Source organism: Streptomyces sp. NPDC031479, assembly GCF_055581065.1.
The window spans coordinates 317326-326443 of record NZ_JBVIKC010000003.1 but is presented as its reverse complement, the minus strand read 5'-3'; the positions used below and the strand labels follow the sequence as shown (position 1 = coordinate 326443).

Genomic DNA, 9118 nt, shown 5'->3' with positions numbered 1-9118 from the left:
CCCCCCCCCCCCCCCCCCCCCCCCCCCCCCCCCCCCCCCCCCCCCCCCCCCCCCCCCCCCCCCCCCCCCCCCCCCCCCCCCCCCCCCCCACCGGCACATCCGCTTGAGTTCTTCCGCGGCGGGTCGACGGACCGACGGCGACCGCCTGGAACGGGAGATCGGGGGTGCCACTCGTGCGGATCGGACTGGTCACGGAAGGTGGTTATCCGTATGCGGCGGGAGAGGCCGGGCTCTGGTGCGACCGGCTCGTGCGCGGGCTCCCGCAGCACGAGTTCGAGCTCTACGCGCTGAGCCGCAGCGCCGGCCAGGAGGCACGCGGCCGGGTCCCGCTCCCGGGGCACGTCACCCGGGTGCGGACCGCCCCGCTGTGGGCCCCGGGCGACGACGGGCGCACGTACGCGCGGCGCGAACGGCGGCGCTTCACCGCCGGCTTCGAGCAGCTGGTCCGCGGGATCTGCGCGGACGGGGCCGAGGCCTTCGCCACCGGGCTCTACGAACTCGCCGCGCTCGCCCGTGAACAGGGCGGGATGTACGCGGCCCTGCGCTCCGAGACGGCCGTACGGGCCGTGGAGGCCGGCTGCCGCGCCCCGGGCGCGGGCCGCGGCCTGGCGGCGGCCCGGGTACCCGACCTGCTGGAGTTCGTCGACGCCCTGGAACGGATGCTGCGGCCGCTGTCCCTCGACTGGTACGAGGAGCCCGGACTCGGCGCCGTCGACGTCTGCCACGCGGCGGCCGGCGGTGTCGCGGCGCTCCCCGGACTCCTGGCCAAACGCTTCTTCGGAGTCCCGCTGCTGGTCACCGAGTACGGGGTCCGGCTGCGCACCCACTACCTGGAGCACGGCGAGGACGACCGGCCCGCCCTGCGCGCGCTCCTCGCGGCCTTCCACGTCCGGCTGGCCGGCGAGATCTACGCCGGCGCCGACCTCCTCACCCCCGGCAACGCGCACGCCCGCCGCTGGCAGGAGCGCTGCGGGGCCCCGCGGGAGCGACTGCGGACCGTGTACCCCGGGATGGAGGCGGACCGATTCGCCGCCGTCGGCGAGGACCCGGACCGCGGCGACCCGGACACCCTGGTGTGGGTCGGGCGCACCGAGCCCGCCAAGGACCTGATCGGCCTGCTGCACTCCTTCGCCGAGGTCCGCCGGGCCGCGCCCGACACCCGGCTGCGGATCTTCTCGACGGCCGCCGTGCCCGGCTACCTGGCCGACTGCCGGTCGCTGGCCGCGCAGCTCTTCCCCGACGAGGCCGCCGACGCGCGGACGGTGGGGGAGAACCCGGTCACCTTCGAGGAGATCGGCGGCCCCGAGACGCCCTCCCCGGCCGACGCCTACGGGGCCGGCCGGATCGCGCTGCTGTCCTCGGTGATCGAGGGCTTCCCCCTCACCCTCGCCGAGGCCATGTTCTGCGGGCGCGCCACCGTGTCCACGGACGTCGGGGCCGTCCGCGAGGTCATCGGCGGGACCGGACTGGTCGTGCCGCCCCGCAACCCGCGGGCGCTCGCCGACGCCTGCCTCGCCCTGCTGCGGGACCCCGAGCGGGCCCAGCGGCTGGGGGCGGCGGCGCGGGCCAGGGCGCTGGAGCTGTTCACCGTCGAGCAGAACGTGGCCGCCTTCCAGGACGGATACCAGCTGCTGCTGGCCCGCGGTTCCGCACGGCCCGACGGGGACGTCCCCTTCGAGCGGCCGGCCGAGGCGCGCGTGCCGGGGCACTGGACCACGCCGACGTGGGCCCCGCCCGTCACCCCCGCGCCGGGTCCGGGGGCGGCGGCATGACGACCGTCGACCCGTACCCCGTCGCGGACGGGCCCGTCGCCGAAGCAGCGGGCACGGCGCCGGAGGGAACCCCGTCGCCGGACCCCCGCGCCCCGGTCACGGGCGGCGCCGGACTTGCGGGACCGCCCCCGGCAGCGGGGACCGGGCCCGGCGCGGCCGGACCGGCGACGGGGCAGACGGCCCGGCGCAGGGGCGGCGGGGATCCCGTCAAGGCCCTGCTGCACCGGCACCGGGAGCTGTGCGAGCGGGCCGTCGACTCGCTGGAGGTCGCCGCCGGACTGGAGGCGCACGGCATCACCGACCGCACCGCCGCGCGCTTCCGGCACCGGGACGTGTTCTCCCTCGCCGAGGAGCTGTACGCCCGCACCCCCCGCGGCGAGGCCCCGACGCCGCCGCCCGCGCGGACCCCGGCGGGGCCCCGGGCGGTGCGCGGGTTCGGCTACGCCCTGCTGCCCGGCGCCCTCGCGTTCGGCGCGGCCGCCACCGGGACGCCGTGGACGGGGCCCCTCGCGGTGCTCCTCACCGTCGGCGCGCTGGTGTGGCCCGGCCGGTGGGCCGGGGGACGCTTCCCCTACGCCGCCCACCTGCTCGCGGCGGCCGTCGTCGGATGGGCGGTCCACCGGCACGGGCCGGCGCTCGGAGCCGCCCTCGCGCTGGCCGTGGCCCCCGGACACCTCGCCGGGGCGTACTACGCCGCCCGGGCGCGCCGCCGGCTCGCCGGGAGCCGGGCCCTGGAGGACTTCGCCGCGGGGGCCCGGCCCCTGCTCGCCGGGGTCCTGCTGCCCTTCGGCGCTGCCGCCGCGGGGGCGGCCGCGCTCGCCGGGGCCGACCCGGCCGCCGCCGTACCGCTCGCGGTGCTGCTGTTCCTGGTCCGGCTGCTGCTCCGGCACGGCGCGCACCGCGCCCCCCTGGCGGCGGCCCTGGCCCTCGCCCTGGTCCCGGCGCCCGCGGCGGTGGCCGCCGCGGCCGCGGGACTCCTCGTACACGCCGTGCTCGCGCTGTCCCGCGCCTCGGCCCACGCGCGTGACTGAGCGCCGTACCCCCGCCCACCGACCCCCGACCCCCGAACCCACCCACCCAAGGAGAAACAGGATGACCGGCCAGCCAACCAACCGAGGGGCCGCGCGATGAGGGTGCTGCTGATCGGAGCCAACGGTTACCTCGGCCGCTACGTCGCGGACCGGCTGCTCGCCGACCCCGCGGTCCAGCTCACCGCGCTCGGCCGCGGCGACGACGCCGACGTCCGCTTCGACCTCGCCACCGGCAGTCCCGGAGCCCTCACCCGGTTCCTGGACGCCGTCCACCCCGGCGTCGTCATCAACTGCGCGGGCGCCACCCGCGGCGGGGCCCGGGAACTGACCCGGCACAACACCGTCGCCGTCGCCACCATCTGCGAGTCGCTGCGCCGCAGCGGCTGCGGCGCCCGGCTGGTCCAGCTCGGCTGCTCCGCCGAGTACGGGCCCAGCCAGCCCGGCTCGTCCACGGCCGAGGACGCCGTGCCCAGACCCGGCGGACCGTACGGCGTCAGCAAGCTCGCCGCGACCGAGCTGGTGCTCGGGTCCGGCCTGGACGCCGTCGTCCTGCGGGTGTTCTCGCCCGTCGGCCCCGGAACCCCCGCGGGCTCCCCGCTGGGCCGGCTCGCCGAGGCGATGCGGCGCGCCATGCAGTCCGGGGACGGCGAGCTCAAGCTGAGCGGCCTCGGAGTCCAGCGCGACTTCGTCGACGTACGGGACGTCGCGCGGGCCGTGCACGCCGCCTCCCTGTCCGCGGCCCAGGGGGTCGTCAACATCGGCACCGGCCGGGCGGTCCGGCTGCGCGACGCGGCGGCCGTCCTGGCCCGCGTCGCCGGATACGGCGGCGCCCTGCACGAACTGGACGTCCCGCACGGCGGCGACCGGCACGGCGGCCCCGCGCACGGACACCCCGGCCGTCCGCAGGGCCTGGCCGCCATCGGTTCGCCGCGCTCCGAGGCCACCGCCGAGCAGATCGCCTCCGCCGCCCCCCAGCCGTACCCCTACCCCGACGGCTGCGGCGCCTGGCAGCAGGCCGACGTGCGCACCGCCCGGGACCGGCTCGGCTGGCGGCCCCGGATCAACCTGGAGGAGTCCCTCGCGGACATCTGGATGGAGGCGGCGTGCCGTATCTGACCACTCCGCCGGGGGCCACGGCGGCGGCCGCGACCGGGGCCGGCCGGCTGGGCCTGGGCATCCCCGGTTACGCGCACCCGCTGCTCGCCCCGGTGGAGTGGGCCGAGCTGACCCGCCCGGGGACCCCGCTGCACTGGGCGGTGCTGAACGTCTCCGACGGCCCCGGCGGACGCCCCGACCCGCACTGCTCCGAGGCCGCCGCGAAGCTCGGCCGGGCGGACGGCACGGTCCTCGGGCATCTCGCCATGCGGGACGGAACCCGGTCCTTCGGGGAGCTCGTCTCCGACGCCCACCGCTTCCGCGACTGGTACGGCGTCGGCGGCTTCTACCTCGCCGGAGCCCCCTCGGACCGGGACGGTCTCGCCGGCGTCCGCCGGGTCACCGACACCCTGCGCGGCCTGGGAGAGGGCCTGCGGATCGTCCTCGGACACGGCACGCACCCGTGCGAGGGCTACACGGAGGCCGCCGACCAGCTGGTCACCTTCTCCGGGGCCTGGGCCGACTACCGCTGGTCGCAGGTGGCGGAGTGGACGGCCGACCATCCGCCCGAGACGTTCTGCCACCTCGTTCACGGGGTGCCGCGGACCCACCTGGAGGAGGCGCTGCGGATCGCCCGCTGGCAGGGCGCCGGGACGATCTGGTTCACGGACCGGCGGGCGGCGGGAGACAGGGACCCGTGGGCCTCGATGCCCGGGTACTGGGACGAAATCGTCTCGCGGATCGGACCGGGTGTCTCGGAATGAAGAAGGGCGTGGCAGTGTTACGGGAAGAACCACCGTTCAGACATACCCATCTACGGAGTCCCCGTGTCGCTGCCACCCCTGGTAGAGCCAGCTGCTGAGCTCACCGTTGACGAGGTCCGTCGGTACTCCCGCCACCTGATCATCCCGGATGTCGGGATGGACGGCCAGAAGCGCCTGAAGAACGCCAAGGTGCTGGCCGTGGGCGCGGGCGGCCTCGGCTCCCCCGCCCTCATGTACCTGGCCGCGGCCGGCGTGGGCACGCTGGGCATCGTGGAGTTCGACGAGGTCGACGAGTCGAACCTGCAGCGCCAGATCATCCACAGCCAGGCGGACATCGGCCGCTCCAAGGCCGAGTCGGCCCGTGACAGCGTGCTGGGCATCAACCCGTACGTCAACGTGGTCCTTCACGAAGAGCGGCTCGAAGCCGAGAACGTGATGGAGATCTTCAGCCAGTACGACCTCATCGTCGACGGCACGGACAACTTCGCCACGCGCTACCTGGTCAACGACGCCTGCGTGCTGCTGAACAAGCCGTACGTGTGGGGTTCGATCTACCGCTTCGACGGCCAGGCCTCCGTCTTCTGGTCCGAGCACGGTCCGTGCTACCGCTGCCTCTACCCGGAGCCCCCGCCGCCGGGCATGGTCCCGAGCTGCGCCGAGGGCGGCGTGCTGGGCGTGCTCTGCGCGTCCATCGGGTCCATCCAGGTCACCGAGGCCATCAAGGTCCTCACGGGCGTCGGCGAGCCGCTGGTCGGCCGCCTGATGATCTACGACGCCCTGGAGATGCAGTACCGCCAGGTCAAGGTCCGCAAGGACCCCGACTGCGCGGTCTGCGGTCCGAACGCGACCGTCACCGAACTCATCGACTACGAGGCCTTCTGCGGCGTCGTGTCGGAGGAGGCCCAGGAGGCCGCCCTCGGTTCGACGATCACTCCCAAGCAGCTCAAGGAGTGGATCGACGGCGACGAGCCCATCGAGATCATCGACGTCCGTGAGAAGAACGAGTACGAGATCGTCTCGATCCCCGGCGCGAAGCTGATCCCCAAGGGCGAGTTCCTGATGGGCACCGCCCTCCAGGACCTGCCGCAGGACAAGCGCATCGTCTTGCACTGCAAGACGGGTGTCCGCAGTGCGGAAGTCCTCGCGGTCCTGAAGTCCGCGGGCTTCGCGGACGCGGTGCACGTCGGCGGCGGCGTCATCGGCTGGGTCCACCAGATCGAGCCCGAGAAGCCGGTCTACTAGCAGCAGCGTCCGAAGGGGCCGTACCCGCGCCGGGTACGGCCCCTTCGGCGCGCTCCAGGTGCTCCAGGCGTTCTGGGCGTTCTAGGCGGGCGTGGGGCTGGCGGCGGGGCTGGGGCTGGCGGCCGGGGTGCAGACGGTGCCCTTCCCCGGTACCTTCCCGTCCAGCAGGTAGGAGTTCACCGCCTGCTGCACGCACGCGTCGCCGCTGTTGTACGCGCCGTGCCCCTCGCCCTTGTAGGTGAGCTCCACGCCCACGTCCTTGCCGAGCCGCTCGGCCATCTTGCGCGCGCCCTCGTACGGGGTCGCCGGGTCGCCGGTGTTGCCGATCACCAGGATGGGGGCGGCGCCGGGGGCCGAGACGTCCGGGGTGTTCCAGGCGCCCGCGACCGGCCAGTCCAGGCAGCTCAGCATGGCCCAGCCGAGGAAGTCCCCGAAGACGGGCGAGGCCTTGCGGAACTCGGGGAGCTTCGCCTTGGTCTGCGCGAGGGTGTACCGGTCCTTGGAGTCGGCGCAGTTGATGGCGGTGTTGGCCGCCAGGATGTTGCTGTAACGGCCCTGCTGGTCCCGGCCGTTGAGGGCGTCCGACAGGGCCATCAGCAGCTGGCCCTGACCGCCCTCGGCCTCGTCCAGGCCCTGCTCCAGCAGTGGCCACAGCTCCTTGGAGTAAAGGGCCTGCGCGATGCCGTTCGTGGCGGCGGAGTCGGTGAGTTGGCGGTCGCCGATGCCGGCGATGGGCTTGGCCGCGAGCGCCTTCTGGAGCTTGGTGACGTTCGCCTCGATCTCCTTGGCGGTGCTGCCCTGGAGCCGGCAGGCGTCGCCGCGGTCCACGCAGTCCTGGGCGAAGTTGCCGAGGGCGAGCTGGAAGCCCTTCGCCTGGCCGAGCGCGCCCTGTTCGGCGTTCTGGGTCGGATCGACGACGGCGTCGAACACCGCCCGGCCGACGTTCTTCGGGAAGAGGTGGGCGTAGACCCCGCCGAGTTCCGTGCCGTAGGAGATCCCGAAGTAGTTGAGCTTCTCGTCGCCCAGGGCCTGGCGGACACGGTCCAGGTCGCGGGCGGCGTTCTCGGTGCCGACGTGGGGCAGCACGGCGCCGGAGTTCTTCCGGCACGCCTCCCGGTACTTCTTGACGCCGTCGAGGAAGGCCTTCTCCTGCTCCGGCGTGGCGGGGGAGGAGTCCTGGGCGTAGTACGCGTCCAGCTGCTTGTCGTCCTCGCAGAGCACGGGTGCGCTGCGGCCGACCCCGCGCGGGTCGAAGCTCACCAGGTCGTACCGGGCGCGCAGGGCCGCGTACTCCTGGGCGGCGCCGGGGAGGGTGCTGACGCCGGAGCCGCCGGGGCCGCCGAAGTTGAAGACGAGGGAGCCGAGGCGGTGCTTCTGGTCCCGGGCCCTGGCGCGGATGAGGGCGATCGGGATGGTCTTGCCCCCGGGGTTCGCGTAGTCGAGCGGCACGTCGAGGGTGGCGCACTGCCAGTCCTTGCCGGGCGTCTGCCCACCGCCTTCGGCAGCGGTGGGAGGGGAGCACTCGCCCCACTTCAGGGGCTTGGGCTCCTGGGTGCTGCCGCCCTGCGGTCTTCCCGCCGTACCGGAACCGCCGCCGGCGCAGGCGCCGGTGGTGAGCAGCGCGGCGGTGAGGGTTGCGGCGGCGGCTGTCCGAACGACGTTTCTGGGCATGCCTCCATCCTCTGCCCGCACCCCGCACCCCGCCCGCGCGCTGACCCGTCCGGGGGATCCCGCGGGGCTCAGGGGCGGGGCGGCGTCAGGCCGCTGCCGGGGTCACGCCCGGGGCCGGGGTCAGCACCTGGCGGGCCGCGGCCCGGCCCGTGGCCACGCAGGCGGCCACGCCCACGCCCTCGTACGCCGCTCCGCACAGCGCCAGCGACGGCAGCTCCGCGGTGGCCTCGCGGATGCGGGCCACGCGTGCGCGGTGCCCGACGCCGTACTGCGGCAGGGCCCGGTCCCAGCGGGTCACGCGGGCGGCGAGGGGCTCGCCCAGGGGGCCCGCCGCCCGGTGGAGTTCGGCGACGGCTGCCCGGATCAGGTGCCGGTCCGGGCGGCCCAGCAGCTCCTCCTCCCCGATCCGCCCGACCGACGCGCGCAGCACGAAGGCGGCGGGCGCCGCCTCGTCCGTCCAGGACCACTTGTTGGAGAGGAAGGACGCCGCCTTGAGGACGTGCCCGTCCACCGCCGGGACCAGGAAGCCGTTGCCCTCGGGGAAGCGGTGTGCCCGGCCGCGGGGGAAGGCCATGGTGATGACCGCGGTGGAGGCGTGCGGGATCGCCGACAGTTCGGCCTCCGCCCGGGGGGAGTGCGGTTGCAGCAGTTCCGCGGCCGCGTGGGCCGGCAGGGCCAGGACCACCGCGTCCGCGTCCATGGTCAGCGGGCCGTCGGCCGTCACGGCCCGTACCCGCCAGCGGTCGCCGGGAAGACGCCCCAGGGAGCGGGCCGTGGTCCCGGTGAGGATCCGCGCCCCGCAGGCGCCGGCGACCGCCTGCGGGAGGCGGCCGGTGCCGCCGGCCAGGCCCCGGACGGCGCCCGCCGCCGGGTGCGTGCCGCCCGCCGCCTTCATCCGGCGCAGTGCGGGCAGCAGCGGGCCGCCCCGTTCGGCGAGGGCGGCGATCCGGGGCAGGACCGCGTGCAGGGAGAGCCGGTCGGCGCGGCCCGCGTGGACCCCGGCCAGTATCGGTTCGACCAGCCGGTCCACGGCCTCCCGGCCGAGGCGGGCGCCGAGGTACGCGCCGACCGAGCAGTCCTCGGTGAGCGGTGCGGCGGGCAGGCTCTCCTCGGCCGCGAGCCGTGCGACGCCCTCCGCCGAGAGCAGGCCCGTGCCGGCCAGCGCGGCCGGGTCGGTCGGGACGCCCATCACGTGGCCGGGCGGGAGCGTGCGCAGCCCGCCGTGGGTCCAGATGGCGGTGGCGGCCGGGGCCGGGTCGCGCAGGGCGCCGCCGAGTCCGACGGCGGTCGCCAGTTCCACGGCCTCCGGGCGCAGCGCCGTCAGGGATTCCGCGCCCTCGTCGACGGCCGTGCCGGCGATGGTGCCGGTGCGCAGTGCGCCGCCGACCTTGGCCCTGCTCTCCACCACGGTGACGTCCGCCCGGCCGCGCAGCTGCCAGGCGGCCGCGAGGCCGCTGATGCCGCCACCCACGACGATCACTGAACGCATGGTCATCTCCCGTAAAGGTATGTCCCCTTTCAGAAGGTATGGGAGGGTCCCGGG

7 protein-coding genes are annotated in these 9118 nt (G+C 75.5%); 5 read left to right on the top strand and 2 right to left on the bottom strand.

Features of this window, described 5'->3' with window-relative positions:
* Nucleotides 1–173 precede the first annotated feature (173 nt).
* From ACZ5D2_RS06455 to moeZ, 5 genes are all read left to right on the top strand, one after another.
* Nucleotides 174–1772 (top strand): DUF3492 domain-containing protein, encoded by a 1599-nt coding sequence (locus ACZ5D2_RS06455; RefSeq protein WP_468927578.1) that lies wholly within the window; start codon nucleotides 174–176, stop codon nucleotides 1770–1772.
* Nucleotides 1769–2803, top strand: coding sequence for a hypothetical protein (locus ACZ5D2_RS06450; protein WP_468927575.1), 1035 nt, complete (start codon nucleotides 1769–1771; stop codon nucleotides 2801–2803). Before ACZ5D2_RS06455 ends, ACZ5D2_RS06450 begins: the two co-directional genes overlap by 4 nt.
* A gap of 96 nt (nucleotides 2804–2899) precedes the next feature.
* Nucleotides 2900–3919: an NAD-dependent epimerase/dehydratase gene (locus ACZ5D2_RS06445; RefSeq protein ID WP_285535674.1), complete on the top strand. Its 1020-nt coding sequence runs from the start codon at nucleotides 2900–2902 to the stop codon at nucleotides 3917–3919.
* Nucleotides 3907–4662 carry a spherulation-specific family 4 protein gene (locus ACZ5D2_RS06440; RefSeq protein WP_371676771.1) on the top strand — a complete coding sequence of 252 codons (756 nt, stop codon included), beginning with the start codon at nucleotides 3907–3909 and terminating at the stop codon, nucleotides 4660–4662. The genes ACZ5D2_RS06445 and ACZ5D2_RS06440 overlap by 13 nt, the downstream gene beginning before the upstream one ends.
* A 63-nt stretch (nucleotides 4663–4725) precedes the next feature.
* Nucleotides 4726–5904: an adenylyltransferase/sulfurtransferase MoeZ gene (gene moeZ, locus ACZ5D2_RS06435; protein WP_266574063.1), complete on the top strand. Its 1179-nt coding sequence runs from the start codon at nucleotides 4726–4728 to the stop codon at nucleotides 5902–5904.
* Between the two features lie 81 nt (nucleotides 5905–5985).
* Here the strand turns inward: moeZ and ACZ5D2_RS06430 are convergent, their stop codons facing one another.
* Both ACZ5D2_RS06430 and hemG read right to left on the bottom strand, forming a co-directional pair.
* Nucleotides 5986–7575, bottom strand: coding sequence for an alpha/beta hydrolase (locus tag ACZ5D2_RS06430; protein WP_371676770.1), 1590 nt, complete (start codon nucleotides 7573–7575; stop codon nucleotides 5986–5988).
* Nucleotides 7576–7660: 85 nt separating this feature from the next.
* On the bottom strand, nucleotides 7661–9070 hold the full coding sequence (gene hemG, locus ACZ5D2_RS06425) for a protoporphyrinogen oxidase (protein WP_468927568.1): 1410 nt from the start codon (nucleotides 9068–9070) through the stop codon (nucleotides 7661–7663).
* Between the last annotated feature and the right edge of the window lie 48 nt (nucleotides 9071–9118).

Coding starts and splice junctions, on each gene's coding strand:
- ACZ5D2_RS06450 (WP_468927575.1), top strand. CDS start 1,769: ATGACGACCGTCGACCCGTACCCCGTCGCGGACGGGCCCGTCGCCGAA.
- ACZ5D2_RS06445 (WP_285535674.1), top strand. CDS start 2,900: ATGAGGGTGCTGCTGATCGGAGCCAACGGTTACCTCGGCCGCTACGTC.
- ACZ5D2_RS06430 (WP_371676770.1), bottom strand. CDS start 7,575: ATGCCCAGAAACGTCGTTCGGACAGCCGCCGCCGCAACCCTCACCGCC.
- hemG (WP_468927568.1), bottom strand. CDS start 9,070: ATGACCATGCGTTCAGTGATCGTCGTGGGTGGCGGCATCAGCGGCCTC.